At 60.6% G+C, this 26,570-nt stretch carries 40 protein-coding genes and 1 tRNA gene; 5 read left to right on the forward strand and 36 right to left on the reverse strand.

The annotated features are described in order from the left end of the window. Positions 1-332: 332 nt before the first annotated feature. The 3 genes from AADV58_RS08260 to AADV58_RS08270 all read left to right on the forward strand — a co-directional run bounded on the left by AADV58_RS08260 (position 333) and on the right by AADV58_RS08270 (position 2,848). The gene (locus tag AADV58_RS08260; RefSeq protein ID WP_341742862.1) at positions 333-1,238 is read left to right on the forward strand and encodes a site-specific integrase; all 906 of its coding nucleotides are present in this window, start codon (positions 333-335) and stop codon (positions 1,236-1,238) included. Between the two features lie 123 nt (positions 1,239-1,361). After that, a complete protein-coding gene (locus AADV58_RS08265; RefSeq protein ID WP_341742863.1) occupies positions 1,362-2,174 on the forward strand; it encodes a BglII/BstYI family type II restriction endonuclease in 813 nt (270 codons plus the stop codon). Further along, complete coding sequence (locus AADV58_RS08270; RefSeq protein ID WP_341742864.1) at positions 2,171-2,848, forward strand: MT-A70 family methyltransferase; 678 nt, start codon at positions 2,171-2,173, stop codon at positions 2,846-2,848. The genes AADV58_RS08265 and AADV58_RS08270 overlap by 4 nt, the downstream gene beginning before the upstream one ends. A gap of 39 nt (positions 2,849-2,887) precedes the next feature. On the opposite strand, the gene AADV58_RS08275 is transcribed toward AADV58_RS08270, so the two are convergent. The 32 genes from AADV58_RS08275 to AADV58_RS08430 form a co-directional block, all read right to left on the reverse strand. Further along, entirely contained in the window at positions 2,888-3,514 is a 627-nt protein-coding gene (locus tag AADV58_RS08275; RefSeq protein WP_341742865.1) for a hypothetical protein, read from the reverse strand. Between the two features lie 5 nt (positions 3,515-3,519). Next, positions 3,520-3,981, reverse strand: a complete 462-nt coding sequence (locus tag AADV58_RS08280) for a hypothetical protein (protein ID WP_341742866.1) — start codon at positions 3,979-3,981, stop codon at positions 3,520-3,522. A 121-nt stretch (positions 3,982-4,102) separates the two neighbouring features. Further along, positions 4,103-4,549 (reverse strand): hypothetical protein, encoded by a 447-nt coding sequence (locus tag AADV58_RS08285; protein ID WP_341742867.1) that lies wholly within the window; start codon positions 4,547-4,549, stop codon positions 4,103-4,105. Continuing rightward, positions 4,549-4,701: a hypothetical protein gene (locus AADV58_RS08290; protein ID WP_341742868.1), complete on the reverse strand. Its 153-nt coding sequence runs from the start codon at positions 4,699-4,701 to the stop codon at positions 4,549-4,551. Before AADV58_RS08290 ends, AADV58_RS08285 begins: the two co-directional genes overlap by 1 nt. A 14-nt stretch (positions 4,702-4,715) precedes the next feature. Continuing rightward, positions 4,716-5,120, reverse strand: a complete 405-nt coding sequence (locus tag AADV58_RS08295) for a hypothetical protein (RefSeq protein WP_341742869.1) — start codon at positions 5,118-5,120, stop codon at positions 4,716-4,718. Between the two features lie 127 nt (positions 5,121-5,247). Continuing rightward, on the reverse strand, positions 5,248-5,679 hold the full coding sequence (locus AADV58_RS08300; RefSeq protein WP_341742870.1) for a hypothetical protein: 432 nt from the start codon (positions 5,677-5,679) through the stop codon (positions 5,248-5,250). A gap of 28 nt (positions 5,680-5,707) precedes the next feature. After that, positions 5,708-5,962 (reverse strand): hypothetical protein, encoded by a 255-nt coding sequence (locus AADV58_RS08305; RefSeq protein WP_341742871.1) that lies wholly within the window; start codon positions 5,960-5,962, stop codon positions 5,708-5,710. Positions 5,963-6,002: 40 nt separating this feature from the next. Beyond that, on the reverse strand, positions 6,003-6,206 hold the full coding sequence (locus AADV58_RS08310; protein WP_341742872.1) for a hypothetical protein: 204 nt from the start codon (positions 6,204-6,206) through the stop codon (positions 6,003-6,005). Between the two features lie 369 nt (positions 6,207-6,575). Next, positions 6,576-7,178, reverse strand: coding sequence for a hypothetical protein (locus tag AADV58_RS08315; RefSeq protein ID WP_341742873.1), 603 nt, complete (start codon positions 7,176-7,178; stop codon positions 6,576-6,578). Positions 7,179-7,189: 11 nt separating this feature from the next. Then, on the reverse strand, positions 7,190-7,675 hold the full coding sequence (locus AADV58_RS08320; protein WP_341742874.1) for a hypothetical protein: 486 nt from the start codon (positions 7,673-7,675) through the stop codon (positions 7,190-7,192). A gap of 1 nt (position 7,676) precedes the next feature. Then, positions 7,677-7,943 carry a hypothetical protein gene (locus AADV58_RS08325; protein WP_341742875.1) on the reverse strand — a complete coding sequence of 89 codons (267 nt, stop codon included), beginning with the start codon at positions 7,941-7,943 and terminating at the stop codon, positions 7,677-7,679. Between the two features lie 79 nt (positions 7,944-8,022). Then, complete coding sequence (locus AADV58_RS08330; protein WP_341742876.1) at positions 8,023-8,799, reverse strand: hypothetical protein; 777 nt, start codon at positions 8,797-8,799, stop codon at positions 8,023-8,025. 11 nt (positions 8,800-8,810) lie between these two features. Further along, complete coding sequence (locus AADV58_RS08335; protein WP_341742877.1) at positions 8,811-9,275, reverse strand: hypothetical protein; 465 nt, start codon at positions 9,273-9,275, stop codon at positions 8,811-8,813. Between the two features lie 29 nt (positions 9,276-9,304). After that, entirely contained in the window at positions 9,305-9,685 is a 381-nt protein-coding gene (locus AADV58_RS08340) for a hypothetical protein (RefSeq protein WP_341742878.1), read from the reverse strand. A 98-nt stretch (positions 9,686-9,783) separates the two neighbouring features. Beyond that, positions 9,784-10,017 (reverse strand): hypothetical protein, encoded by a 234-nt coding sequence (locus AADV58_RS08345; protein WP_341742879.1) that lies wholly within the window; start codon positions 10,015-10,017, stop codon positions 9,784-9,786. After that, complete coding sequence (locus AADV58_RS08350) at positions 10,004-10,228, reverse strand: hypothetical protein (RefSeq protein ID WP_341742880.1); 225 nt, start codon at positions 10,226-10,228, stop codon at positions 10,004-10,006. The genes AADV58_RS08345 and AADV58_RS08350 overlap by 14 nt, the downstream gene beginning before the upstream one ends. Further along, the gene (locus AADV58_RS08355) at positions 10,225-10,590 is read right to left on the reverse strand and encodes a hypothetical protein (RefSeq protein WP_341742881.1); all 366 of its coding nucleotides are present in this window, start codon (positions 10,588-10,590) and stop codon (positions 10,225-10,227) included. The genes AADV58_RS08350 and AADV58_RS08355 overlap by 4 nt, the downstream gene beginning before the upstream one ends. A gap of 260 nt (positions 10,591-10,850) precedes the next feature. Next, the gene (locus AADV58_RS08360; protein ID WP_341742882.1) at positions 10,851-11,729 is read right to left on the reverse strand and encodes a hypothetical protein; all 879 of its coding nucleotides are present in this window, start codon (positions 11,727-11,729) and stop codon (positions 10,851-10,853) included. 13 nt (positions 11,730-11,742) lie between these two features. Beyond that, positions 11,743-14,709, reverse strand: coding sequence for a MobF family relaxase (gene mobF, locus AADV58_RS08365; RefSeq protein ID WP_341742883.1), 2,967 nt, complete (start codon positions 14,707-14,709; stop codon positions 11,743-11,745). Positions 14,710-14,763: 54 nt separating this feature from the next. After that, on the reverse strand, positions 14,764-15,054 hold the full coding sequence (locus AADV58_RS08370; RefSeq protein WP_341742884.1) for a hypothetical protein: 291 nt from the start codon (positions 15,052-15,054) through the stop codon (positions 14,764-14,766). Positions 15,055-15,105: 51 nt separating this feature from the next. Then, positions 15,106-15,654, reverse strand: a complete 549-nt coding sequence (locus tag AADV58_RS08375) for a hypothetical protein (protein WP_341742885.1) — start codon at positions 15,652-15,654, stop codon at positions 15,106-15,108. Positions 15,655-16,011: 357 nt separating this feature from the next. Further along, a complete protein-coding gene (locus tag AADV58_RS08380; RefSeq protein ID WP_341742886.1) occupies positions 16,012-16,314 on the reverse strand; it encodes a hypothetical protein in 303 nt (100 codons plus the stop codon). Beyond that, entirely contained in the window at positions 16,314-16,643 is a 330-nt protein-coding gene (locus AADV58_RS08385; protein WP_341742887.1) for a hypothetical protein, read from the reverse strand. Before AADV58_RS08385 ends, AADV58_RS08380 begins: the two co-directional genes overlap by 1 nt. Positions 16,644-16,735: 92 nt before the next feature. Then, positions 16,736-17,149 carry a hypothetical protein gene (locus AADV58_RS08390; protein ID WP_341742888.1) on the reverse strand — a complete coding sequence of 138 codons (414 nt, stop codon included), beginning with the start codon at positions 17,147-17,149 and terminating at the stop codon, positions 16,736-16,738. 48 nt (positions 17,150-17,197) lie between these two features. Continuing rightward, positions 17,198-18,727: a type IV secretion system DNA-binding domain-containing protein gene (locus tag AADV58_RS08395; protein WP_341742889.1), complete on the reverse strand. Its 1,530-nt coding sequence runs from the start codon at positions 18,725-18,727 to the stop codon at positions 17,198-17,200. Between the two features lie 36 nt (positions 18,728-18,763). Continuing rightward, the gene (locus AADV58_RS08400) at positions 18,764-19,189 is read right to left on the reverse strand and encodes a hypothetical protein (RefSeq protein ID WP_341742890.1); all 426 of its coding nucleotides are present in this window, start codon (positions 19,187-19,189) and stop codon (positions 18,764-18,766) included. A 420-nt stretch (positions 19,190-19,609) separates the two neighbouring features. Beyond that, positions 19,610-19,885 carry a hypothetical protein gene (locus tag AADV58_RS08405; protein ID WP_341742891.1) on the reverse strand — a complete coding sequence of 92 codons (276 nt, stop codon included), beginning with the start codon at positions 19,883-19,885 and terminating at the stop codon, positions 19,610-19,612. 569 nt (positions 19,886-20,454) lie between these two features. Continuing rightward, positions 20,455-20,661, reverse strand: coding sequence for a hypothetical protein (locus tag AADV58_RS08410; protein WP_341742892.1), 207 nt, complete (start codon positions 20,659-20,661; stop codon positions 20,455-20,457). Next, positions 20,658-21,077: a hypothetical protein gene (locus AADV58_RS08415; RefSeq protein WP_341742893.1), complete on the reverse strand. Its 420-nt coding sequence runs from the start codon at positions 21,075-21,077 to the stop codon at positions 20,658-20,660. Before AADV58_RS08415 ends, AADV58_RS08410 begins: the two co-directional genes overlap by 4 nt. Before the next feature lie 10 nt (positions 21,078-21,087). Beyond that, a complete protein-coding gene (locus tag AADV58_RS08420; protein ID WP_341742894.1) occupies positions 21,088-21,690 on the reverse strand; it encodes a hypothetical protein in 603 nt (200 codons plus the stop codon). Continuing rightward, on the reverse strand, positions 21,687-22,073 hold the full coding sequence (locus tag AADV58_RS08425) for a hypothetical protein (RefSeq protein WP_341742895.1): 387 nt from the start codon (positions 22,071-22,073) through the stop codon (positions 21,687-21,689). The genes AADV58_RS08420 and AADV58_RS08425 overlap by 4 nt, the downstream gene beginning before the upstream one ends. Before the next feature lie 439 nt (positions 22,074-22,512). After that, positions 22,513-22,603, reverse strand: a tRNA-Ser gene (locus AADV58_RS08430). Positions 22,604-22,754: 151 nt separating this feature from the next. Here AADV58_RS08430 and AADV58_RS08435 point away from each other — a divergent pair. Continuing rightward, the gene (locus tag AADV58_RS08435) at positions 22,755-23,294 is read left to right on the forward strand and encodes a putative metalloprotease CJM1_0395 family protein (protein ID WP_028995816.1); all 540 of its coding nucleotides are present in this window, start codon (positions 22,755-22,757) and stop codon (positions 23,292-23,294) included. Between the two features lie 7 nt (positions 23,295-23,301). On the opposite strand, the gene AADV58_RS08440 is transcribed toward AADV58_RS08435, so the two are convergent. Next, positions 23,302-24,114 (reverse strand): inositol monophosphatase family protein, encoded by an 813-nt coding sequence (locus tag AADV58_RS08440; RefSeq protein ID WP_028995815.1) that lies wholly within the window; start codon positions 24,112-24,114, stop codon positions 23,302-23,304. 70 nt (positions 24,115-24,184) lie between these two features. Between AADV58_RS08440 and AADV58_RS08445 the strand changes: the two genes are divergently transcribed. Continuing rightward, on the forward strand, positions 24,185-24,946 hold the full coding sequence (locus tag AADV58_RS08445) for an RNA methyltransferase (protein ID WP_028995814.1): 762 nt from the start codon (positions 24,185-24,187) through the stop codon (positions 24,944-24,946). On the opposite strand, the gene AADV58_RS08450 is transcribed toward AADV58_RS08445, so the two are convergent. The 3 genes from AADV58_RS08450 to asd are packed head-to-tail and all read right to left on the reverse strand — an operon-like array spanning position 24,943 to position 26,559. Next, the gene (locus AADV58_RS08450; protein ID WP_028995813.1) at positions 24,943-25,392 is read right to left on the reverse strand and encodes a YaiI/YqxD family protein; all 450 of its coding nucleotides are present in this window, start codon (positions 25,390-25,392) and stop codon (positions 24,943-24,945) included. The two genes, AADV58_RS08445 and AADV58_RS08450, sit on opposite strands and share 4 nt — an antisense overlap. Before the next feature lies 1 nt (position 25,393). Next, on the reverse strand, positions 25,394-25,699 hold the full coding sequence (locus AADV58_RS08455; protein WP_028995812.1) for a hypothetical protein: 306 nt from the start codon (positions 25,697-25,699) through the stop codon (positions 25,394-25,396). Continuing rightward, positions 25,696-26,559 carry an archaetidylserine decarboxylase gene (asd, locus tag AADV58_RS08460; protein WP_341742896.1) on the reverse strand — a complete coding sequence of 288 codons (864 nt, stop codon included), beginning with the start codon at positions 26,557-26,559 and terminating at the stop codon, positions 25,696-25,698. The genes AADV58_RS08455 and asd overlap by 4 nt, the downstream gene beginning before the upstream one ends. Between the last annotated feature and the right edge of the window lie 11 nt (positions 26,560-26,570).

Raw genomic sequence — 26,570 nt, forward strand, 5'->3', positions numbered from 1 at the left:
ATACGATCGGGGCCTATTGTGATGTCCTGGCGGAGAGGGAGGGATTCGAACCCTCGGTAGGGGATTACCCTACACACGCTTTCCAGGCGAGTTATTGAAATCCTTGAGACGTAATATTGACAACGGTTTCAGCGGTATTGATTGAGCAAAAAAATAATTTCGGGCACAATTTGGGCACACCTCATTATTGAAAGCTCGAAATGGCAACGTTCCGACAGCGCGACTCAGGCTACTACCAGGCGATAGTGCGGCGGAAAGGTCGGCCGGTTGAATCAAAGACTTTTCGGACGAAAACGGAAGCCCAGGAGTGGGCGAGGGCAGTTGAGTCGGAGATGGATCGCGGCTTGTATCAGTCGGCGTCGGATGCTGAGCGAACCACATTCGCAGACTTGCTCAAGCGGTTCCGCGAAGAGTATGCGCCCCACCACTACCGCAAGCGCGACGACGGGAAAGAAGCCTGGCGGTTTCAGTGCGACAGGCTCGAAGAGTTTTTCGGCGAATACGCGCTTGTCGCGATTGATGCAAAGTTGATTGCGAAGTACCGCGACGGTCGCATGCGGCCGGCGCCGGGATCTGAGCGCAAGGCCATCAGCGAAAGTACGGTGCGCAAAGAGATTTTCATGCTCTCGAAGATCCTGGGCTTTGCGCAGACGGAATGCGGGATCTTGCTGCCGCGTGGCAATCCAGTCGAGAAAGTACGCGTGCCGTCCGACGGCAAAGCGCGAGACCGACGGCTTACTGCAGACGAATGGGCGGCGCTTGAGCGCGAGATTGGCAAAAGCCGTAGTCCGTATCTAAAACCCGCGTTTGAGCTGGCCGTCGAGACGGCGATGCGACAGGCGGAGCTGCTGTCGCTGGCGCCTGGGATGATCGACAAGAACCGTCGGCTGGCGCTGCTGCTTGACCCGGATAAGATCAAAACAGAAGAGCCGCGAGCGGTGCCGTTATCGAGCCGGGCGCTTGCTGTTATAGAGTCGTTGCCTCGGCCGATCAAGGGTGGCCGGCTGCTGCCAGTTGATCGGATGACGCTGTATCACGCATTTGCGGCCGCTTGTAAGCGGGCAGGGGTGGCTAACTTTACGTGGCACGATCTGCGGCACGAGGCGCTGTCGCGGCTGGCCGAGAGAGGGGATTTCTCTGTGCTTGAGCTAGCGGCGATCAGTGGGCACAAAACGTTGCAGATGTTAAAGCGCTACACGCATCTGCAGGCCGAGTCGCTGGCGAGGAAGTTGGGGTGATGGTGCGGCGCAGTGCTACCATTGCCGTAACAAGAAGCGGCAAATGCACCGGCGGCAACCGGGGCATTTGCCTAACCATAACTGGCCTGATAGGAGGCGTAGAAATGGCTACCAATACTTTACATGTCAATTGCACAAGATCCAGATTTAAACAGCCACGACGAAGGGTCGGATGTCGGTGATGCTGACGATATTGCGCTGCGCCCCGGTCCTAATGCTGATGCGCCGGCAGATGTTGAGCGGTACATCAGCGCTGAGGTGCGGGCGCTTTACGATGTGTACAGCTACCGACATGCGGCTGCGATCCTGGCCAACTCTTTCCCGGATGAACTGGCCGAGATCGAGGCGGCTTTGCTCGCCTTCCGTATCACCAAGCGAGACATTGGAATGCCGGGCGGTAACGAATCCGACATGCCGAAGAAGTTTTCCCGCACTTTGCGGCCTGTTGGCTGGGTTGAGTCTCGGATTCAAGGCGATTTACTGGTGAGGATGCAGGAGTATGACGAAGAGTTTCTGCCCAGCGGGAAAGTTAAGAAAGTGAAGCGGTCGGAGAGCACTCCGCGAATGATCGAGAACTTTATCGATGGTCACAAGATCGACTATGTAAAAGGCCGGGTGGCCTTCGACTTGGAATGGAACTCGAAAGATCAAACCTTCGACCGGGATCTGTACGCCCTACGTGCCTTCCATGAATGCGGCCTGATTAGCGCCGGCGTCATGGTTACGCGCAGCGAGAAGCTGAACCCGGTCTTTGACGTGGTGCCGCAACTGAACAAGGCGGGCGAGGAAGTCGGCAAGACCGTAAGAGCAAAATACGGTGCCAGCACGACATGGATGGGCAAGCTCCTGTACCGGCTCAACGCCGGCCGACACGGCGGCTGCCCTGTCCTGGTGTTCGGCATCACACCAAAACTTATTGAGGACTGGAACCCATGACCAAGAACAAGGCCGACACGGCATTAGACGCAGGGCGGGATTTGTTGGCCCGGCATGGTGGCCGGCGCTTTCATACGATCTTGGCTGATCCGCCTTGGCAGTTCCAGAACCGAACTGGGAAGATGGCCCCTGAACACAAACGGCTGTCTCGCTACGGCACGATGACGCTGGACGACATCATGGCGCTGCCGGTCGAGCAACTAACGGCCGATACCGCTCACCTGTATTTGTGGGTGCCCAATGCCCTGTTGCCAGAAGGTATCAAAGTGCTGGAAGCCTGGGGCTTCTCGTACAAGAGCAATATCGTTTGGCACAAAATCCGAAAGGACGGCGGGCCGGACGGGCGCGGCGTTGGTTTTTACTTCCGCAACGTTACCGAGCTGGTGCTATTCGGTGTCCGTGGCAAGAATGCCCGGACGCTCGCGCCAGGTCGGCGGCAAGTGAATTTTCTGGCAACACAGAAGCGCGAACACTCACGCAAGCCGGACGAGTTTTACGACATTGTGGAATCGTGTAGCCCAGGCCCATTCCTTGAGCTGTTTGCACGCGGACCGCGAGAAGGTTGGGACGTGTGGGGCAACCAGGCTGACGAGTATTACCCGACGTGGCCGACTTATTCCAATCATTCGCAAGCGGAGCGTGAGACCGGAATAACTGAAATGGTTGCTGAATAACCGCAGAACGCTCAGGGCGACAGATGTCGCCCTGATTGGCTATTTTGTCGAGAGCACTTCCCAGCCCTTGCCCTTGTCTTCAAGGGTAATTAACTGTTTCCAGGGCTTATCAATCTGGGTGCCCAGTCCGCTGAATACAGCCCTGGCGAGCGCGGTATCTTCGACCGTCCACGTGAGTTGCATGTAAGTCACGCGTGAATTTTTAGCGCTGGCGATGGGGACGATTGCAGCTTCTAAAACCTTGGGCTTGCCGTACCGAATGCCGCATGATGCATCAAGCGTGGCCGCGCCTTTTGGCGTGATTTTCCATACTTGAACAGTGCCTTTTTTGGCTCTTTTTCCGAATTCCTGCTCATCGACCGTTTTGGAGTTGACGAGGTAGCTGATTTTTTTGCTTCCGACAGCGCTCATGTCGATCTTCTCGAAAAGAGCAACATCGGGCTTCGCCAGCGTTTCCATTAGCTTGTGCGGATGGCTGGATGCTTCTGTGGCAATGGCTTCCCAGTCCAAAATTCCGTCAGCAATACGGGCGCAACCGACCGGGGCTAACTTTTTGTTTATCGCCTGGGCAATGTCGCGCTTGTCAGAGGAAGAGACCGCTTGAGCTGCCGGAATGATGGCAAGCGATACTAAAGCGGCGGTTGCTAGTCGGGTTGTCTTGATCATTGCGCTCACCATTTCGTCGTAAATGATCGACGGATGCTTTCTTTCCGTGCTTCGTTCGCAATCGATGAGTATGCGTACATCGCCTGTTCGCATCGGGCCATGTTAGATTCAACTCCGCTTTCGCAAAGATATTTGATTCGTTCGAGCACGTGGCGGTTTGCAACCAGATAGCTGGCGTGGAAAACACGTCCATCGTCCTCGGCCACGGTGAGATTGTTTGCGCTGAGATACTGCGGTTGATTCAACGCTTGTGCGGACGCCCGTTCGATTAGCGTTGGCGCAGCAAAAGGGGCGGCGATTACTGCGGCGCCGATGGTTGCTGCTACCGCTTTTTTGACTGGGCCAGCCTCCGAAATCCAGTCTCGAACGGTCGTGAATAGATCAACGCCATCTTTAACATTGTTGGCGCCACGCCATGCCCTAGGCAAAACTTTTCTTAGCGTTGCTCGTAAGATCAAAGGAACCACGTGCCTACCTCCCTGATGTTATAGATACATAATTGTCATTCATGGTACTAAAATAATATCTATAACAGCAACACAAAAAACAGGGGCAGTAGCTCAAATACGTAATCAAGCCGACGCCGATTTATTGAGCTAGCTTGTAGTCGTGCAGCTCAACCGCTCCGCTCCCAAGCGCCTGCCGGGCGATGGTTTCAACGTCTCCGGCGTGCGCTTGTAACAGCGCCCGCACTTCCGCCAGGGCGCGCAGCATCAAGCGTTGCTGCGCCGGCCGTGTTTTCCGTAGCGCCTCAGCAGCAGCGAAAAACCGCACGCCGTCGCTGCCGGCGAGCGATGGCATGGCATAAGCATTGCCCGCCTCGAACTCAAGTTCGTACATCGCATCCGCGCCGCAAAAAAGCTCTTCGGCCACGTAGCCGGCGGCGGAAAACAGCATGTCTTGATAGCTGCCAGGCGCCGCGTCGCATTCGAACGGCATGCAGATGCGCTCTGATGTGCAGATATACATAATGCGCATGCCGAGCGCCATGCCGGCAACGGCGTGGCCGGCTTCGTGGATCGCGATCGAGCGCATCAGTAGCTCAAATGCGCCGTCACGCCGAGGCCGATGAGCGCGACAATCCAAAAAAACAGCTTCACGAGCAGGGTCGCGAGCCAGTTGCCGAGGCGCCAGCCGATGGCGCCGCCGACGCCGTAGGCAAAGCCGGATTTGATTTTTTGCCACATGTTCACGTCCCTTTTTAGAGTGATTCGAGTGCTGCACGCGCGGCAGCGAGGCCGGCTGCGTAGCCGCGGTGGTAGTCTGTGTCGACGTCCTCGTCGCTGTATTCGCGGAGATTTTCGCGCAGTTCGTTGATTTCGGCTTGATACCGCGAGAGTCGTTCGATGATTTCGCTCGCGCAGTGCGCACGGATCGCTTCAACCCCGCCCGCCGCGATCTTTTCAGCGATCTCGACGGCTTGATCGCGTGTGTCAACGACGCCGGCCGCGCGAAAATCGTCGTTATAGACTTGCCAGTTCCATTTGCCGGCGATGGCGCCGTCGGCGTAACAAGAGATGTAGAGTCCGATTTCTCCGCATTGCGCGGCCTCGGTTGGTTTTACCGCGCTCGCGGTCGGCGTCCAGAGAATTGCTGCGTTTTCCATTTCAAATCTCCCAGATTTCTTTACGAGCTACCGGAGGTTCCGGCGGGGGTTGGATGTCGCCGCCCCACATTTCGACCGACAAAACGGCGGTGTAGACGAGGACGGCGAGGTATTTCATGGCGCTCTATTACTCGTCTTCGTTGGCGATAAATGCGTCGAGCTGCACATCAATGTTTGCGAGCTCGGCGGCGTCAGGCAGGTGCTCAGTGCCCCGGCTGCGCATCGCTTGCGCTAGCGTGCCATGCTCGCGCAGTGCGAGGTAGCTCACGCTGCCACGCTTGATGATCGCTGCGACGCTGTAGTAGCGTCGGTCGTGGTCGTTGCGGCCGCCGCTGGTTGTGTACTCTGCACCGCACTCCAGGGCGTCGCCTGGGGAAACATTGCTGACGTCGTATTCGCGCGACGCTTTATCGATCGTGCAGCGTACGCGCTGGACGTTTGCTGCGTTTTTTCCCGTTGCGATGCACAGCCAGTTGCTACCGCGCTTGTGTGCGCAGTAGGGCCAGCCGCCCGACATGCCGTCAGATTCCACGCGCTTGAATGTGTATTCTTGAGTCATTTTCAAATCTCCTGAGTTGCCGGCGGGGTTAACCGAAAAATTCCGGGTAGCTGTACTTTGCTGGGTAAAAACGGGCGGTCGGCGTCTCGTATTGGTTGATCTGATTGAGATAACGCTTACTAGAAGAGACTTTCAGCCATTCGCGACTTGCCGGTTCGTGCGCGTCAAGCGTGTCGTTAAAAAGCACATTGTGAGAAAAAAGGATCTCGCGGACGGCCGGCTCAACACGGACTTGAGCGATTACTTTGCCGTTGCTGCCGATGACTGCTTTGAGTGTCTTCATTTCAAATCTCCTGTTGTTTGAAAAAATCGGGACTTATTAGTTATGCCGCCGGCTGGTCTTCGCTGTTACAAGTGATCTGGATTGCTGCATCCCGGCCCTGGCTTTTGCTGGTGGTTTGCGATTGATTGTTTGCGAGCATGGTATTTCCTCCTGTTTGTCGATCCGTCTTGCTTGCAGTACCCGTGCCGTCGCGGAACACCGGGCCGTTTTTGCTCAAAACAAGGGGCGCCAGTTGAAGACGCAACGGATTTTTTGCGGTGCTTTTCCGCAAAAAAACGTCCGTCTGAGATCGGCGGAGGTTTATCCCCTTGTTTTGAGCTGGCCCGGTGTTACACGTCGGCGTCTTCGGGTGCTGCATGCGTTTAAGACGGATTGACGGACAGGAGGCGCGCGCAACGATCGGCCTTCGCAAACCACAAGGCCAGCTTGCTGGCCGACTGATTGACCGGCCGCAGGCCGGGAAGGGGCTTGCCCCTACGAGCGGCAGGATGCCGCAAGGGGCAGGAGAGACGCTTTCGCGTCTCTCGAACGGGCAGAGGGGCTTGTCCCGCAGGGATAGCCCGGAGGGCTACCCCGGCAGCACGCGGTGCCGGCTTGCCGGCAGCCCCCGGGGTTACTTGCCGGGAATGACTTTTTTGGCAGCAGCAGCGGCACGACCAAGGTCGACGGAAGGTGAAAACCCGCCAAAAATCCCTCGAACGATGCCCGGTAGCTGCATGATCACAAGCAGCATGACGGTCATTACAACAGTAATCCCGAGCATCGCGCCGAGAACAAGAGTAAATTCCGGCTCGCGATCTGCTGCCCAAGCGGCCAGCATTTTTGTCTGCGTCGCGCTAACTGCGCCGGCCAGCGCCCCGCCTGAGCCCAGCACGATTTCGAGGAAAAATCCGACAACAGCTTTGATGAGGACGGCGCTAAGCCCGGTGCCGATTGCATTCATCGTCCACGATTTATTGATCGGCCAAAAAGCCAGGCAGATTGGCATCAGGAGCGCGCACACGACGAGCGTCACGTCAGCGAGGATCGGCACGACTGTGACAGCGACAGTCATCAGCGCGCCGACGGTTAGCACGAGGCCGACGCCCATGTAAATGACTAGCCAGTTCCCCAGCGCGGTCAACGCATCAACGATCGGCTGCACAAATGCATGGGCGTTTGCACTGGCGGGCAAGAGCAGCAGCGGGAAAATGTATTTTGCATTTTTCTTGATCACGATTACCCCTTTCATGGCGCCGGCGAGGCGGCGGTAGATGATTGAACGGCGCGGCGGGCTGCGGTGCTGTCCTTGCGCTCAGAAGCCGCAGCGGTTCTGTCGAGAAACTCGCCTAATATTTGCTGAGTGCGCGCGGTGGCTGTGCGAGTGAGTGCGCCGGCATCCCCGGCAAAAGTGGGCGCGACGATGCTAGTTACAGCTGCGCCGAGCGCCAGGGCGTCGTTTTTGACTGCGACGACGCGGCAGCCGCCGGCGACGGGCTGGATGAAATAAGCGAGCACGACAAGTTGCAAGATGATGCCGGCCAGGCGCGTAATCGACTGATAAAGATCTTCGTCGAACAGGCTTTTGATGAGTGCGAAACCGATTACCAGGCCGGCGATATAGCCAAAAATCTGGCCCCAAGCGAGCATGCAGACATTTTGAATCGCCTGGTCAGACTGCGTGTAAATCGCAGCGCTCATCACGGCGATTGTTTCGATGATTACGTCCCACATGTCAGCCCCTCGTTGCGTAAATAGCCATCACCGCGGCGATGGTGATCAGATAAGCCCCTCGCTCGCGAAGCAACGAAAACACGGCCAGGCGGGCGGCGCGGGCGAAGCGGACGCGAAGCGGCAGCGAGCGCGGGCCGATGTAGCGGCGCCCAGGGCCGCCGGCGACAGTGCCGGCAGCGAGGTATTCGCGGATTGCGCGAGCAAGCCGGCGGCGCTCGGGGTATGTCCGCGCGGTGGTGGCGATGTAGATCTTTGTCGCTCGGTTCACGGGGTGCTCCTGTTTGTTGATGTAGGGGTTATCAGCGGCGCTGGTCGCCATGAAAAAGCCCGGCGGACCGGGCTGGGAGTTACTTGATCGTGAACGCGCGCTCGATGCGCCGCCGGTCAAGTTCCTGCTGGCGCTTGACTGCGGCGGTGTCATCCTCAGCGCGCACCGCCTGATGCGCCTGCATCGCGAGCATTTGCGCGAGCGTGGCCTTGGTTTCGGCGGCAACCTTGCCGGCCAGGATCGAGGACTGCGTTAGCTGTCCGAGTGCCTGGAGATTGCCGCGGGCGTTCGGAATCTGCGCGGCGATCGCTTGAAATGCCTGCGCGTCGTGCTGCAGCTGGTCCGCGACGCGATTCGCTTCATCCGCCTGAGCTTGAAAATATTCCCTGTTGTCGTGCGCGCCTTTCAATGCGGCGGTGATGAATTCATCCGGCGTCATCTGCATGCGGGTGCTCGCGCCGTCGAGCTGCTGATAAACGTCGGTCATGCGCTCGGTCGAGCGCTTGAGTGCTTTCGCGGCATCAACGAGGCGTCGGACCTTGGCGATTGTCTCGCCCACAGAGCCGGCGCCCTCGATGCCGGCGGTGTCGATTGCAATGCCGATCGTGCTGGCGATCGTGCCGGCGTCCATGTTTTCGAGGTTTTGGCGCATCGTGTCGTATTGCTGGAGCAGGGTCACGTAGTGGTCGGCCTGGATGATGAGGTCTTCGGCGAGCGTGAGGTTTGCGAAGAGCAGTTCGAGGTTGTTCAGGATCTGCGTGACTTCGGTCGCGCCGCCAGTAGCGCCGCCAGCGTGAGCGGGCGAGGTGGCGATGCCGGCGGCGAGCGCCAGGGCGGCGATGGATTTTTTGAGCATTTGAGCCTCCTTTACTTGCGCGTCACGCGATGCGTGCCGCCGTGGGTGATGACGTAAGCCGTTTCGCCAGCGCGGACCTCGGTACCGGCCTGCACGACAACGAGCAGCGAATTGCTGCGCGGGTCGCGCAGCACGATTTCTTGGCCAGGCACTGCGCCGCGCTCGCTGAGAAGCGCGCCGCCGGCGGCGCCGAGCAGGCCCCCGATGGCCGTGCCCGCGTGCTTGCCGCGGGCGACTTGGTTGCCTACGAGCCCGCCCAGGGCGCCGCCGACGGCTGCGCCGGTGGCTTGGCGGGTGTTCGTGGTGTCCGGCTTGATTTCGACCGGCCGCACGCTGACGACGTGCATTTCGGCGGCTTTGCCGGCGCTCTGCGCTTGTTTGCCGGCGTAGCGCGCTTGGTCAAACTCGTTGCGCGGCTGAGTCGTTGTGCATGCCGCGCTGGCGAGCGCGGCGAGGAGGACGATTGCTGTTTTCATGATGTAGCTCCTGGTGTTGAAGGTCTGGGTTATGCGCCGTCGAGATAGATGTGCGTCGGTGGCGTCGGCAGCTTTTCCCATTCAGCGGCGGCATCGCACAGGGTTGCTCTGAAATCGTCGAAACCACTCGGCATCGCCGCCAAAAAATCGCTCAAGGCGCTGAGCGGGAGAGACAGTGTCGTGTACGCACGCTTCTCGCCGTCTTTATAAACGCTATAAAATCCGACGCCGGCGATCCCATTGCTCGCGTTGCGAAGCAAGGTGCAGTCGGGGCGCGACAGATGCTCGATCACTGCTTGCATGATCTTTGCTGGTACTGCGATTTTTGCTGTTACTCGCTCAGTCACACTGATCTGCTCGTTGATAACTCTGCTGACGGTCCCCATGAGGACGTGCGGTGCTGTTTTCATGACTTGCTCCTTTTGATTGAGGTGTACGGGTTATCGGCGGCGCTGGTCGCCTTGGCCGGCCGGGAGGCCGGGGGTCTTGCGCCTCCGGCGCGCGGGCGTCAGGCGAGCATGTCGTCGAGGCGCTCGATGACCTCGCGCTGCTCTTCGAGCGTCAGGCGCAGGGACTGCCGCCAGGCTGCGAGGATCACGTCAGCGTCGGGCGCGCGGCCGTGCAGTTCCATTGCTGCGGCGGCGATCTGGCGAGGCGTGCGAGCCTGGCCGATGCTTGTTTCTGCTTGCAGCAAAACGGCAAGCGACGGCGAGCGCAATTCAAGGAGTTCAGCTGTTTGCATTTGAGAGTCCTCCGAAAAAATCTCGAATACGGTCGATGAGCCCGCCGGCTGTGCCGTTCGCCGCGAGGTTTTTTGCTAGCGCGGCGAGCTCGTGAAAACCGTCGGTGATGTGGCTAACGACGGTGTCGATGATGTCGCCGCCCAGGAAGTGGCCGGCGAGCATCAAGAGCAAAACCACGGCGATGCCGTGGATCAGGAGGCGCAGGATCATTTCGTCGCCGGGCGGGATTCGCCGCCGTCCATCAGTGCATCGCGCATCGCATTGAGGCGAAGAAGAGTGGAGAATTGATCGAGCGCGGCAGGCTCTTTGTCGCGCGCCGCTTGTAGCTGTTCGAGCGCCTCGCGGTATTTGTTGAGCGCCTGGCCGGTCCGCGCCTCCGCGGCTGCGAGTTGCTTGCAGATGTTGTCCGGCGTCTCGCCGGGCGGGAGGCGGACGGTGTATTCGTCGCTCAGCTGCCAGAGTTGATAGCGCTCGTTCACAATCGTTGCGCCGGCGAGGACGCCGATTGCGAGTGCGGCGAGCAAGGGGAAAAACTTTTTGGCGAATGCGCCGGCGCGTTCGTGCTTGTTCATTTTGTGCTCCTGGTGGTGGTTGGTAGTGATCGTTATGGGCACGGCCGGTCATCGCGCAGGCGCTGCGCCCGGGCGGCGGCTTTTCGCTTGTCGATTTCGGAAAGTGATTTCCGATTCGCTTTCCGATTTGGAATACGATTGGCGGGCATGAAAAAACCCGCCGGGGTCCGGGAAGCCTTGCGGAGCAAGGCTTACGGGGCGGCGGGTTGGGGTTGGAGGTTTCCGATTCGGAATCCGAATCGGATTCGGATTGGTGCGGGTCAGCGGCTGTAGCCGGTATCGCGCTCGGCTGTTTTGCTTGCTTCCTGGCCGGCGGATTTTTCGGGTTCGGGGGCTGCGCGCTGGGCCAGTTGCTCGGCTTTTTCGAGCGCCTGGCGGCCGATTTCATCCGACGGGCGATCGTTGGTGTTTTCTGAGTCGCGGGATTTTTCGTCGCGCGTCGATTGCCGCTGCTCGGTTTTTTCGTGAGCCTTCGGCTGCTTGGCTTGCTCGGCGGCTTTGACTTTGGCTTCGAGGTCTTTCGTCGCTGCCTTGATCGCTGCCCTTTGTTCCAGTTTCATTTGGATTTTGGCGGTCAGCGATTCGATAGCCCCGGCTTTTTGCCAGTTTTCCATCTTCTTGAGCGCGTTATCCGTCGTTTTCGCGCCGAATTTCTCGATAGCGTTGCCTTTTTCAAGGTTTTTGCGGTTCATGTCGCGCAGTTTTCCGGCAAGCTCGCTGGTCAGTGTGCCGCCGGACTTGATGATGCCGTTGCCTGTGTCGACGTATTTTGTTGACGTGAGGCCCAGGTGATTCAAGTTGCGGCTTGTCGTTGATGTGGCGGACCGGTTGAGCGATTTTGCATAGACCGCGCCGGTTTTCTTGTTCTCAAAATACTGTCGGCCCTCGCTGTCTTTCGTTGGTTTGATATCGCCGCGCTTGATCGCTGTTTCGAGCTCCTTGCCGCGCGGCAGTTTGTCGCCGGCGCGGTGGGCTTCCAGTGCGCGGCGGGCGAGCTCGCCGTCGCGGATTACGTTAGCCTCTTTCGTCGCTGGGGTCATGCGGACCGGTTCGGCCGGCGGGCGGGGCTCTTTGGCTTTTTCGATTGCTGCTGCCTGCTTCGCCTGGGCGGCGGCGAGGCTGGCTTTGGCGGCGCTCATGTCTGAGCGCGCATCAGCCAGCTGCCGCTCGATCTTTGCTAGCTGCTTTTCGCTGCTTCGCGAGCCGCCTTCTCTGCTGCTCGCTGCTCGCTGTGCCGCCCTGGCTTCTTTCTCCGCTTCGTACTGCGCCCGCTGTTCTTGCCGCTGCACCGCTCGCTCTGCTCTGAGCTTCGCTTGCATCAAGAGCATTTCCCGGCCGTCGCATTCCACGATCGGGTTCAGTTCGCCGGACTGCCAGCTGATGACGTTCATTGCTGAGCAGTGGCATTTCATCGAGTCGTCGAGAGCCTGAAAAAACGTCGCGGCCGGACAGGTTTCGCAGCTCGTAGATGGGGACGGGCGGTACGGGTCGGGCAAGTAGCGCATTAGTGCTGTCGGCCCCGCGTCCGGGAATTGAGACATCGCGTTGACTTGCTGCGTTTGCGTATCTGTCATGTTGTTGCTCCTTGAGTGTGGGTTGGTCGTGGGGGTTATGCGTTGGCGCGGACATCGCCGCTGCCTTGGCTTCGAGCTCTGTGATGCGTGCCGCTGCTTTGTCGATTCGTGCCTGGGCGCGGTCGATTTCGCCCTGGTGCGGCTGGACCTTGTTGTAAGCCGCGCTCGTGTCCTTGGCTTGCGACTTGCCTAGGTTTTTAGCGAGCTCGCCGCGTTGATCGCGGGTAATGTGCATCTGCACGCTCTCACGCTGTCTGCTCAATGCGACGTAGCTCATTTCGCGGTGCGTCATGCCGCTGGGCGCGTAGTGCGCTCGATCGACGGTGACGCCTTGGCTCTTATGCACGGTCATCGCATAGCCGTGGTCGAGGCGGTTGTATTTCTCTTGCTGCACGTCGACGCGGGTCTCTTTGCCGTCGAGCTTGACGACAAGCCGGCCGTCTTCTGACTTTTCGACACTGCCGGTCGTGCCGTTCTTCACCCCGAGTTCTTTGTCGTTTTTGAGGAAAATAACCCGGTCGCCCGGCGCGAATTCACGGGCGCCGCGTTCCGCTTGGAATGATTTATCTTCGCCCTGGACGATGCCGGCGGCTTTGGCGTTTTCGCGGGCAATCTGATTGATGTTGTGCACTTCGGCGCGCGACTCAGCCAGCGCCAGCGAAGTTTTGCCGTTTTTGAGATCGTCGATTGTCGCGGCAGCCATCGCTTTTGCGACATCCGTGCGGGTTTCGTGCTCGTGCAAGCGGCCGTTTTTGTCGAGGTATTCAACGACTTTGTCTGTCCTGCCGGCCTTGGCGTCGTGAACCATCGCTTTTTCGGCGGCGTCGCCCTGGCGTCGGATTTCGTTCATTTCTGCCCAGCGGCCGACGGCGTCGCGCTGAGCGCGCATTGCGCCGCCGGCGTCGATCGGCTGGAGCTGTTTTGTATCGCCGACAAGGACAAGCTTCGCGCCGGCGCGGTCGACATGATCTTGCAAGCGGGACATGAGCCGGCTGTCGCACATGCCGGCCTCGTCGACAACGACGATGCTTTTACTGTTGAGCTGCAGCGAGCCGCCGTCGAGCTGGGCGAGCGTTGAGTGGATTGTCGCGCTCTTGATGTTGGACGATTCTTGGAGGCCTTCGGCTGCTTTACCGGCGAGCGCGCAGCCGTGGATCTGGTAGCCCTCGCGCTGCCATGCCTCGCGGGCGGCGTCGAGCATGTAGCTTTTGCCCGCCCCGGCAGTGCCTTCGATGATCGCCAGGCGCTCGCTGCCAGTGACATGCTTCAATGCAGCGGTCTGCTCTTCGCTCAAGCCGTCGCCCCGGCCTGCGGCTTGAGCCTTGGCGGAAAATTCATCGAGGACTGATTGCACGGTTTCTGCGCGCACGTCGTGCGTGTGTTCGCGCGACATTGCGCCAGCGCGCTCGGCGATTCGCTGCTCGATTTCGTACATCTCGCGCGACGTGTAGCGGGTATTCCCGTCGTTGTCGCGCAGTTCGATCAGTTCGCCGGACTGCTTGAGTTGGTCAAGGTATTCGCGGGCGCCGGCGATGTCGGTGATGCCCTGGGCGGCTTGGTAGACTTGGGCTTCGAGCTGCTGGGGCGTGAGTGTGGATGCTTGACGCGTGATCTCGCTTGCGAGGTCGGCGTGCGTTGGCATTTCGCGCGGCTCGTGTTGCTGTGACGACTGGCGCAGGTCGTTGATTTTGTCGGGCGTGATGCCGTATTTTTCTGCTGTCAGCTGCGCTTGGGCGAAGAGTTTTTCGCGGTCGACTTCGCCTTTGTTTTCGCGGGTTGCGAGCGTGGCGGCCGCGCTTGCTTTGCCGCCGGACATGCCTTTGTCGCGTAGCTCTTTTTCGATTTCTTGTCGGCGAGTGGAGAAGTCGCGTTCTAGTTCTTTTGGAATGTCGGCGATGCGGAAACTTGATTTGTCGCGCTCGATCTGGAAGCCCAGCTTTTGCAATTCTGTTGCGAGCTCGGCGCGGTAAGCGGCGCCCAGGGCCATTTTTTGTTTGCCGTCGAAATCGATATTTCGGCCGCTGTCGCTGATGTTCAAAACGATGGCGTGAGTGTGCAACTGAGGATCGCCGTTGCGGCTGGTTGAGTGCTCGAACGTCGCGACGGCAAGGCCGCCGGTGTATGCCTGTTTGTCGATGCCGTTGTGGCCGTGCTGTGTGCGAAATGCGCCGGACTGCTCGGCGTGTTTAATCGCCGATTCAACCGCTCGTTGCTGCGCTTCGCTGATTGCTCTGCGCGTCGCTTCGTCGCCGGCCGCCCAGGCGATGGAAACGGATTTTGGGGCGGAGAAGGTTAAATCTTCGCCGGGTTTGTGTGCATCGCCGACGCGGGCGGTCAGCGCTTCTCCGGTGCGCGGGTGGAAGCCTTGCATTGCGGCGCCGAGTTCGCCTTTTTGGACGTGGCCGGCAAGTTCGAGGCGTTCCGCTCCGCTGCCGATCCAGTGCCCGGGCGGTTCGCCGCCGGCGGTGTAGTAATCCTCTTTTGCGAGGTTGTCGTAGTAGCTTGCGGCGTCGCTGCCGGCTTTAATGCCCTTGCTTGAAAGCATGCTGTTTTTCTCCGGGTTGCGGGATTCGCCCGGCGGCTGGCCGGGCGGTTTTCGTCACAGCGCGGCGGTGTCGATGCCGCCGGTTTCGCCGCTTACCAGTTCCGCCAGCGGCCGGGCTTGCGGTTGTTCTCGCGCTGCGTGTTCTTGCGTTTCACCCAGCCGCTTGAGCAATTCGTCGAGGGGCGTTTCGAGCAAGCCACGCGCTTCGAGCGCGGCGACGAGTGCTTTCGTTTTTGCGGCATTTTGTTTTTCCCTTTCTGCGGCGATTGCGGCGTCGAGCTGCTTGATTTGCTGCGCCAACGCGGCGCGTTTTTGCTGCATTGCTTCGATTGATTTGCGTGCCATGTCATTGCTCCTGCGAGGGTTGAACGTGTGGGTTATGAGCAGGCTTGGTCTTCAAACCGGGCCGTACTGTTGCTCGTAAATTTTTCTCACTCTGAGCATCCGGGCGGTGGCGGTTTCACCCTCGAATGCGAACGGCTGCGACTGCAGCCAGGCGGACCAGTCCGGGCGCCCAGGGACCGGCTTGAGCGGCGCCGATGGCGTCGGCGGCGGCGTTTTTACTGCGCCAGTGCGCGCCCAGGCTTCGTCGCTGCGCGGGTCGTTAACTGAGCCGGCGGCGGCGCCGTAGCCGCGCGCGTTTTGGAGTTTTTCGACGGCGCCAGCGAGCGCAAGAATTGCTTTTTCTTGCTGGTGCAGGCCGGCGATAATTTCGCCGAATTGTTCGCTGCCTGCCGTTGCCGTCGGCGCGGTTTCGAGCGATTCGAGACGCGTAGCGAGCGCGGCGAATGCTTCGATAAATGCCTCTGTTTGTCCGCTGCTTCCGCTGCCGACGGCAAGCGCTCTGACGGTTTCTGCGATGCTCGCGCCGGCTGCTGCTGCACGGGTCTGCACGGTTTTGTATTCAGCTTCGGAGAGCCGGATCGTGATTCGTTTTTGCTGCATGCTTCACTCCTGATTTTCGGGTGGCTTTCATGCAGTTATGAGCGCCGTTGGGCGCGAAATGCCGGCAGCCGGCAAAAGCCCGTTTTTGCTGGGCTTGCCGCTGGGGTGGCTGCCACGCGGCAGCCGTGGCACGAAGGTCCGAAAAGCCCGTGGTTATTGAGCGCGCGCGGGTTTTTACATCTGTCGGCGGCAGCCGGCAGATAAGGCAGGTGTGTTAATTAATTGCTTTTGCTGGTTGGGCTTAGATTGCAGCGGGGTTTGCCGCCCCAGCTTTGTGCTGTTGCGTGCAATTTGTGATGATTGCTGACGTAAAAAACCCGGCTGGTTTTGCCGGGTTGGGGTTGAGGGCTCGGGTGCTTAATGCACTGCTGTTGCCGGTGGCGGGGTGGGCGGCAGGATGCCCAGATCAACGAGCGCCGCGTCGAGTTGATCGCGTGTTGCACCGATTGCTGCAGCGACGTGCTCCACGTCGTGGCGGCCCGGAAAATAGGCAAGCTCGGCAGCGCTCTTGATGATGTTGACCGCGCCCTGTTCGTCCGTTTTGTATCGCGCCGCCAGGGCGGCAACCAGCGCCCGGCGGGCGGCGTAGCACGACGCGAAATAGTCGGCGTACGGCTCGTCGACCGGCGAGCGGCGCGGGCGTGTTTTGCGCTGGCTCATCACTGCGCGGGCTCGATGATTTTGTTTTGCGGGTCGCGGCACTCTGCGGCAGGGAAATCGACTGCGCCGAGGATCGGCGAGATGTCGAAATTTTCGCCGACGCGGGTGATGATGATCGTCGCCGGCTGGCCGTCGCGATGCGTGCCGATTACAGCGAGCTCAGTCGCGCCGCGCGTCGCATTGGTGCAGATGTGCGAGAGGTCCGCGCCGTGATTGTGAAACGTCAGCACAGCGGCGAGCACGGCGGCTTCCGGGGTGTCGAGTGGGGACGCCTGGGCGGTTGCGATGGCGGCGGCGGACAGGGTGATTGCTGCGAAAATCTTTTTCATGATGTAGCTCCTTGAGGGGTGGTCGTGACTGTTATGAGAGCAGCTGGACGTGGCGAAAAAAGCCCGGCAGGTGCCGGGCTGGGGCCGTGGCATTACCAGCCCGGCGGCGAGTGCGGGTATGTGATGTGCAGCTCGAGTAGCGTTGTTGCGGCTGGCGAAGCTAAATAGCAATACATGCCGGCAGCACGGTTGAACAAGACCGGCTCGCCGTTTATTTCCCCAGCTATTTCCGGATCTGCCTCGCAAAACTCCATCCATTCCTTGAGCGGCAGAGTCGTAAAGACGACGTGGCTAGCAACCCAGCTCGCGATTGTCTCGCCGGCCTCGATTGCGCTTCTCAGCGTCGGCCCGGAGCCCCCTTCTGCGGCGCCCCTGCGCTCAAACAAGTGGTGCAAGTAATTCATTTCGAGGCCGGCAGCGTGCGCTGAAACGAGCTCGGCGAAAGTCGCACGAGCAGCCGGGGGGTAATCGCGCTCGACTTCTTGCCTGATCTTTGAGTTATCCATTTTGTTCGCTCCTGAAGTAGCCCGGCAGGTGCCGGGCTGGGTGGTCGGTTACGCGGTCTTGCGGATGAATTCCGGTGCTACTGCCGGCGGGTTGATCGGCTCGATCCGGACAGCGCAGGGAGGGATATCGCCCACGATATTCAAGAGGGCAGTCAAATCTGGAAGCTGTTGCAGCTCTGACGGCAGAACTACTTTGTCTGTGCGAAGTTGGTAGCTCGTAGCGTCGCCGCGCTCAGTGCCAAACTCGCGCGAATTTTCCGAATGCTGCGCTTCGATTCGTTGTTCGTCGCCAAAAAGCTGGCTGGCCCACTCCGCTGTCGCGGGGTCCGGGAGTCGGAGCACAACCTGACTGCCGAGACAGCTACAGAGCGTGTTCGTCACGTCGCGGCCGTAGTGAGTGAACATCTGCGAAATGGACTGAATCACGACGATCGCGAAGCCGCCGAAGCGCCGGCCGCGGGTGAGGAGTGAGTCGATGCCTTGGATGCGCCCCAAGCTGTCAAATTCGTCCATCACGAACGCAATACGGCGGTCCGGATCTTCTTTCAGCGACAGCAAAGCGGAGATTGCCAGCGAAAAAACTGCGGTGATGATGGGCTTGAGTTGAGAAATGCTGCGGTCGGTAAAATTGCAGAATAGCCAGCTTGTCGAGCCCTCGCGCTCAACCCACTCTGTCACGCTGAACGCGTCAGCCCCGGCGTTTTTATCAAGCATCGCCAGGGGCGTCGCGTACGTCGCGCAGATCGCCATGACTGAGCCCATCATTTTCGAGTTTTCGTCGGCGAGCATGCCGGTCACCGGTAGGCCGGCGAGCGCTTCGCGCAGCTCACTCAACGGCATGCCTGTAAGCATGTGAACGATGTCCGAATTCGTCCCGCCGGCTTCATGCACGCGCTGCAGCACAGCAGCAAGGATTCGTTGCGCGTACAGCTGCCACTCTGCCGCGCTGCCTTCGCCGTCTGGGATGATCGCCTTCGCGATCAGCGGGTAATCTTCCGGCCCGCGCACTTCAGCCAGGGGGCTCCAAGGCACGCTGCGAGCGTCGAGAGGGTTTAGTACGATGTCGCCTTCGCGATAAAATTTCGAGACGAGGTTCCCGCCGATGTCGACACAGAGCGCGCGGGCGGACGTTTCGCGCAAGGGCTTGAGAATACCAAGCAAGACCTTCGTTTTCCCGACGCCGGTACTGCCTGCAAGGAGCATGTGCCTGGTCTCGAAGCGCTCCGGGAATGGCACGCCGCCGATTGAAAAACGCGATTTTTCGCGGGCTACCATCTGCTTGACTGTGTCGGCGCTGACAAGCTGATTGCCGCGCACGTGCCCGGTGTTTTCAGCGGCTTGGTGGATGCGCCAGCGGAAATACTCGCTGAGCGCGACGATCATGACAGAGAGGTAAAGCGTTGTGCCCAGGAAATCGCGCGAGCCTGCGGCGAGGAGTGCGGCGAGACCGACGTAAGCCGCCAGGCGGATGGGCAGGCTCAGTGCATTGAAGCCGACGGTTTCGAGCGCAATAGCGGGCAATGCGATCAATTTGCCGAGGCCGGCACCGAGCAAGCCGCCGAGTTTGAATGCTGACATTTTTAAATCTCCTTTTTGATTGAGGTGTACGGGTTATCAGCGGCGCCGGGCGTCGGCGAGCGGGCTGCGTTTTTGTGCGTACGGATCTAGCTTGCGGCGGCGGCGGATGAGCGCCAGCAGGCCGGCGATGGTCAGCGGCAGGCCCAGGGCGCCGACGCCGGCGCCGGTGGCCATTGCGGCAGGGAACTCGTCAAGCTGGGCGGCGAGATCGGGCGCGTTGCGCTGCGCGTGTGCTCGCGTTGCGAGCCAGGCGTTGGGGACGATTGCCGGCGGCAGGCGGGAGAGGTTGTGCTGTGCGATGTAATTCGCGCTCAGAACCGTCTGCGCGGGCTCTGGGAGCGTTTTGAAGTGAATGGCAGGGGCTACCCCTGCGCCGGCGACTGCGCCGGCCAGGGCGAGCGCTAGCGTGATTTTTGCGTTTGCGCGTGCGTCGTTGAGCGCTTGCGCGGTTGTGAATGACATTTTTGACCTCCGGTTTTGTCGACTGACATGAGTTATCGGAGGTCGCGGTCATGCGCAGCTATCCACGCCCTGCCCGCGAGGGCGAGACGCCAGGGCGGCGAGTTAGGCCGGGCTCTGCACAGAGCAAAGGCCGGTCGGGGTGTGGAGAGTTGCCTGTTTTTTGTGCAAACAACCGCCGGCGCTGGAAAAGCAAGGGGTTTGCCTGGGTGGGTCACCCGGTTGTCCACAGAATCTGGGGATAACCGGGCGGCAGTGGCCGGCGGGTGGCGGCTCGATGCCGCCCTAGACGGCCGGGGTTACAGGGTGCGGCAGAGGGTGCGCCACACCGTGTGGCGCAGGGTGTGGCGTTGATAAATTTTTGGCAATAAAAAACCCAGCGGCGTTAGTGCTGGGCGGTGTGTGAGGCTGGGTGCTGCAACGCTACTTCGCGAGCAGGCGACATTGTCGCCGGAATCTCTCTTCTGACTGGCTAGAAAGCCGCATTGTGCTGGCGACTGCGCGTTCGCATTTGTCGATCAGTTCGCGCGTTCCATGAAAACAACGGACCTTTCGTGACGCTTCTTCATCTGGCGACATGCGCGGCGCGGCGGTCACGCTCATGAGGCAGCTGTCCACCTCGGTGATGGTCTTGACCTGGGCGGGTGCGGCGAGCGGAAAGAGCGCCAGGGCGCTCAAAAGCGAAGCGGCGAGTTTCATGACTTCGTATCCAAAGCCTTAATTCTGAAGTCATTTGGCATTTTGTACAACTGGCGTCCTAACCTTCCGCCCGCTCGGGCGGTGGTCTTGCGCCGCTGGCGCGCTAGGGAGTAGCCCGCCCTTTCTTGCTCGCTCAGCGGCCCCGGAGGGGCCAAGACATGGCAGCGCTCAAGGCAAACGAATTGAGCAAGGCGACACACGCTCGCCGCTGGCGGAGGCGGGCGCAGCCCGGCGAGCGCATGCAGAGTAGTCTCTGTGTACTCTCTGTTTGTAATCTCTGTATATAGAGAGTGGTTGTTTTTGCACCGCCGGGTGGTTGATTCCTCAACTCCGGATTGTCGATTTTGCACACTGTAGAAAATCAATGACTTAGCAAAAACACCCGGATTGCTGTTTTTGCACACTGTAGAAAATCAATGACTTACGTTACACCACACGGTGTGGGACATGGTGTGGGACATGGTGTGGGACATGGTGTGGGACATGGTGTGGGACATGGTGTGGGACATGGTGTGGCGGGCGTAAAAAAACCGCCAGGGCGGGCGGTTTGGCGAGAGGGGGGATTGTTGCTAGATCTCTTTTAAAACTTCGTCGCGTAGCTGCTGCAGCCCGGCGGCGATTAGTAACCCCTCGGCGGCGGATTCCGGCGTTTGAGCGACGCCGGCGCGCACTAGGTAATCGACAAGGCTTTCAGAGCGTCGCGGCGGCGGCAGGTGGCGCATGTCGAGTTTGCCTGCGGCACGCAGCATGCGGCAGGCTAGAGAGTGAGGAGTCATGCCGCTTTTTTGTCCTTGCATTTTTCTTTCTTCTCGCGTTTTTCTTTCTCTTTCGCGTCGTCCGCGTCGAGCGCTGCAGCGAGTTTGTCCCAGCGGACGCGGAACGTGAGCGTGTTTTTAAATAAATCTATTTCTAGCTTGCGCATGTCGCTTTCCTCGATCAGCCCGCGGCCGGTTAAAGCGCTGCGGGCGGTGCGCTGCTCGGCGCGCGTCAAGCACGTCTCTTGCTCCCACTCCGCTGCGTCTTTATAGATCCAGCCTTCGGGGTGCTTGCCTTTCCCGCTCCAGTAGATGAGTTGGCTGAGAAAAAGCCCGGCGGCGGCGCTGCCGCCGACTCTAGCGAGTGCCGGGTGAAAAGCGATTGTTTGCTCGAAGCGCTGTTCCAACTGTGCTTTTTTCTGTTCGATCTCGTTCATTGCTCGGTCCTCAGAACAGCGCCGGTTGCTCGGCAGCTGGCAAGGTTGGCGCCTGGCGTCGAGGCTGGCGAGGCTTGTTGCTCGCGCGGGTCGGTTCTGCCGGCAAGTCGAGCGATAGCGCCGGCTGGCTGGGCAAGCCGCCCGCTTGTGCCAGCGCGACGATTTCGGCGCAGGCGCGGCGAATCTGACGCTCATCAATGCCCAGCAGCTCGGCTGCTGCTTCGCGGTCAAAGCCGGTAACGACTAGAGCGCGCGCTTTGTCGCGCAGCTCAACAGGCAGCGCGTTAATTTTCTCGATGTGCTCTGCGGTGATGTGGCCGTCGCAGCGCTCATCGTCGTCGTCGGGCTGGTACCCCGTTTTATCCCAGAGTTCTTCGCAGAAGATTAGCCGGCCTGAGCCGTACGTCTGGCGCGCTTCGTGTTTGTAGCGCGACAGCAGGAACGTTTCGAGCGATGCGCCGCGGCTGGGGTCGTACTGCCCGGCGTGGCGCAGGATTGTGTCTTCGAGATCTTGAAGAATGTCCTCGGGCGTGATCGAGACGTAACCGCTAGTCAGTGCGTAAGCTGGCTTAAACATCGCCCGAGCGAGCGGGGAGTAGTCGCGGGGGCTCATGCTGCACCGCCTGCTGCGCGGGCGCGGTACTCTTTAACTGACAGGCCGGCAGCCTCAGCCGCCTCGCGCTCGATTCTTGTAGGAGCGCCGCGCTTTCCTTGCGCAGCTGCATGAGCAATTTCATTGCGCTGGGCGGTGGCGGTGACACCCTTGCCGCCGCGGAGCCGTGGACGATCTTCCGCGCGGCGCATAGTCTCCAGCCACGCCTCAAGCTCGCGGCGGTCCCAGAGTTGAGTGCCCGGAATGGCGAGTGGCGGCGGGAAGCCGTGTTCGCGTATTAATCTAGCTTTCGCGTTGCGGAAAGTTTTTTCGGACTGACGCAGGACGTACTGTGCAACATCCGCAGCATTGAGCGTCAATAGCAGAGGTGGGTGATTAGACACAGCGAATCTCCGGTGAGATTCGCGCAAGTCGGGAGATGCGCTGGCGACTATCGCCAGCCTCCGGGGTGTCTGTACTACCTACCGCCCCGCCCGACGCCTTGGCGCCGGGACCGTCCTTCGCCGGCATCCTCGCTCGCCGGCTATCTACGTTGTGTCAGTTCCAATTATTACTATTTGCGTGGGCAGTGTCAAGTAAAATTTTAAAATATCCCTTAATATTCAGTTCGTTATATATAAACGGAACGGTGTTGTGTTGCACCGGGCACTATTCGGGCACACAGTGCCAACGGGAATTGTTCGGGCACTACGCGGGCACACTTTGGGCACACTTGAAATTGTGCCCGAGCTAATAACCCTTTGCCTCTGTCGGGTAATATTGGCGGCGCAGAAAAAGAAAAACCCCGCTAATCGTTTGATTTAGCGGGGTTTTTATGTGTTCTGGCGGAGAGGGCGGGATTCGAACCCGCGGTGGGCTATTAACCCACACACGCTTTCCAGGCGTGCGACTTAAACCGCTCATCCACCTCTCCGGAAGCCGCGCATTGTAGCAGAAGCGCGGAGTGGGTCAATCAAATGTCTGTGAATTTTGTATTCAGTGAGCTTTCTGGCCGGCGCGAAAATTGATTAAATCGCGTCAGCGCCTAAGATGAATCACGGGCATTGGTTTTCAACAGGGTTTTGATGAACGTTTCAGGTGTCAGTGCGGGAGGTAGCGCCTATGCATCGGTCGCCAGTCGATCGGGGCAGGGTGGTGCTGCGTCCGGTGCGGCGAAAACCCTGACGCCGGAGGAGCAGCAACAGGTCGCCGAGTTGAAGAAGATCGATCGTCAGGTTCGCCAGCACGAAATGGCGCACATGGCGGCCGGTGCCGGGATGGTGACTTCGGGGGCCAGCTACAGTTACCGCAAGGGGCCGGACGGGGTGAATTACGCCGTGGCCGGTGAGGTGCGGATCGATACCTCGCCGGGGCGTACGCCGGAAGAAACGGTGTCGCGGGCACAGCGTATCCGCGGGGCGGCGCTAGCCCCATCTGATCCTTCTCCGCAGGACAGGGCGGTGGCCGCTGCCGCTACCCAGATGGAAGTTTCGGCACGTATGGAAATGGCTCAGCAACGCTCGGCGGAAATGCGCGGCGAGACGGATGACGGACGAGGCCGTCTGGCGGCCTACGATTCACGGCCCAGGTCGGCCGCAGGGACTACGGTCAATACCTGGGCCTGAAGCGGGTTCAGCCGCGGATCGATTCCGGCAGCTTGTCCTCGATCAGCTTGAGAAGCGGGGCGAAGACCTTGGGTGTGCCGGCGATCAGGTTGCCGGTTTCCAGATAGTTGGCTTCGCCGCGCAGATCGCTGACCAGGCCGCCCGCTTCCGAGATCAGCAGGGCGCCGGCAGCCATGTCCCACGGGGCCAGACCGAACTCCCAGAAGCCGTCGTAACGGCCGCAGGCGACATAGGCCAGATCGAGCGAGGCGGCACCGGGACGGCGCTGGCCGGCGGTCTTTTCCGCCAGTTCCTTGAAGATGGCCAGGTAGAGGTCGATCTTGTCGAATTCGCGATAAGGGAAGCCGGTACCGATCAGGGCTTCGCCCAGGCGGGTGCGCCGGGAGACGCGGATGCGGCGCTCGTTGAGGAAGGCGCCGGCACCCTTGGAGGCGGTGAATAGCTCATTGCGGTTGGGGTCGAAGACGACCGCGTGTTCGAGGACGTTGCCACGGGCCAGGGCGATCGACACGGCGTATTGCGGCATGCCGTGGATGAAGTTGGTGGTTCCGTCGAGCGGATCGATGATCCACTGGTACTCGGCGTCGCGGCCGCCCTTGGCCGGGGTGACACCGGACTCCTCTGCTAGAATGCCGTAATTCGGATAAGCCTCGGTCAGCACTTCGATGATCGCCGCTTCGGCTGCCTTGTCGACCTCGGTGACGAAGTCGTTCGGCTGCTTCGACGAAACCTTGAGCATGTCGAGGTCGTTGGAAGCACGGTTGATGATCTGGCCTGCGCGACGCGCGGCCTTGACGGCGATATTGATGACTGGATGCATGGCTTATGAAAGAGCGATCGGTGGGCCGTGACCCGCCGATTCATATTTGGGAAAGCGCGAATTTTACACCATGAAACCAGAAGTCCTGTTGTCCCGCATCAGGGTGGTCCTGTGCCGCCCCAGCCACCCGGGAAATATCGGTGCGGCGGCGCGGGCGATGAAGACCATGGGGCTGTCCGACCTGCGTCTGGTCAGCCCGAAACAGTTTCCCGATCCGGAAGCCGATACCCGGGCGACCGGCGCCGTTGACCTGCTGGCCAACGCCAGGGTCAGCGACTCGCTGGCCGAGGCCCTGCACGGTTGCGTCTTCGCCGTTGCCCTGTCGGCGCGGCAGCGTGATCTGGGGCCGGCTATCGGCACGCCGCGCGACACCATGGCGCGCTTGCTCGAACGGGCGAGCCTGGGCGAGGTGGCGCTGGTGTTCGGTAACGAAACCATGGGCCTTTCCAACGAGGAAGTCCTGCAATGCCAGGCGGCGGTGACCATTCCGACCAGCCCGGATTTCAGTTCGTTGAACCTCGGCGCCGCCGTCCAGGTGCTCTGCTACGAATGCCGGATGGCGGCGTTTTCCGGTGCCGCGCCGCTGCGCGAGCAACTGACCACCCCGTTCACTGCGCCGCCGGCTACACATGACGAGATCGAGGGCCTGTACGGCCATCTCGAGGCGGTGATGACCGACACCGGCTTTCTCAATCCGGCCCAGCCCGGCCGGCTGCTGCCGAAGTTGCGTCGGCTGTTTGGCCGGGCCGATCTGGAGCGGGACGAGGTCAACATCCTGCGCGGCATCCTGGCGGCGACGCAGCAGCGCACTGGCCACGGTCGCAAGGGCTAGCCGGGAATTTTCGCCAGGAAGCGGTCGAGCTGGTTGGCGAAGGCCTGTCGGTCGGCCTGGCTGAAAGCCGCCGGGCCGCCGGTCTCGATGCCGGCGGCGCGCAGGCCTTCCATGAAATCGCGCATGTTCAGGCGCTCGCGGATGGTTGCCGTGGTGTACAACTCGCCGCGCGGGTTGATCGCGTACGCGCCGCGTTCGATGACCTGTGCAGCGAGCGGGATGTCGGCGGTGACGACGAGGTCGCCGGCGCTCAGTTGATCGACGATGTGCGCGTCGGCAACGTCGAAGCCGCTGGCCACCTGGATGGCGCGGATGAACTTCGATGGCGGCGTGCGCAGCATCTGGTTGGCCACCAGCGTGGTTTTGATCTGCTTGCGCTCGGCGGCGCGGTAGATGATTTCCTTGATGACGCCGGGGCAGGCGTCGGCATCGACCCAGATCTGCATCTCAGTCGTGGAAGGCCAGCCAGGCGGCGAGGCCGAAGAAGACAATCATCAGGTAGCCGGCGATGCCGCCGATCAGCATCTGCTTGTCGCCTTGACGGCCGAGCGGCAGCATCTCGGTGACCTGGACGCGGCGACCGTAGCGCGCTTCGCCGGCCTGGCCGATGCGGATCGAAACCAGCGAGGCGGCGATGCCAAGGGTGATCAGCAGCGGCACCGGGGTGTACGCCCAGGCGATCCACAACATCGGCAGGAAAATGGCCAGGGCGCTGACGCAGCGCATCAGCAGGATGGCGCGCTTGTCGTTCATGCGCCCTCCCGTGCGATCTTCTGCCCCATGGCCTCGCCCATGCGGATGGCGCGGGCCGGTGCCCAGTCAGGATTGAAGCTCAGGGTGTTCTTCGGGAACAACATGACGACGGTCGAGCCGAGCAGGAAGCGGCCCATTTCCTCGCCCTTCTTCAGCCTGACCACGGTCTCGCCGTCGTAGCGCCATTCGCGGACGACGCCCGGGCGCGGCGGATTGACCACGCCGTGCCAGACGGTGGCCATGCTGCCAACGATGGTGGCGCCGACCAGCACCAGCACGAAGGGACCGCTGGCGGTGTCGAATACGCAGACGACGCGCTCGTTACGCGCGAACAGTCCGGGCACGCCGCGCGCCGTGGTCGGGTTGACCGAAAACAGCGCGCCGGGAACGTGGATCATCCGCGTCAGCTGGCCGTCGCAGGGCATGTGGATGCGGTGGTAGTCGCGCGGGCTGAGGTAGAGCGTGGCGAAACTGCCATTCTCGAACTGCGCGCCGAGTTCGCGGTCGCCGCCGACCAGCGCGGTGGTCGAATAGCTGTGGCCCTTGGCTTGGAATACCTGGTCGCGCTCGATCGCGCCGAACTGGCTGATCGCGCCGTCGACCGGGCAGAGGAAATCCGCTGCCGCCGGCAGCCGGGCGTCATCCTTGAGCGGCCGGGTGAAGAATTCGTTGAAGCTCTTGTAGCTGGCAATGTCCGGATTGGCTGCCTCGGCCATGTTCACCCCGTAACGGCCGACAAACCAGCGGATCACCGCGGTGGTCAGCGCGCCGGCTTCAGCGGAAGCCAGTCGCCCGGCGAGGCGGGTCAGCGCCTGTTTCGGTAGCAGGTATTGGGGCAGGACGGCAAGGCGATCGGACACAGGCAGGATTC

Source organism: Azonexus hydrophilus, assembly GCF_038368255.1.
Taxonomy (GTDB): Bacteria; Pseudomonadota; Gammaproteobacteria; order Burkholderiales; family Rhodocyclaceae; genus Azonexus; species Azonexus hydrophilus.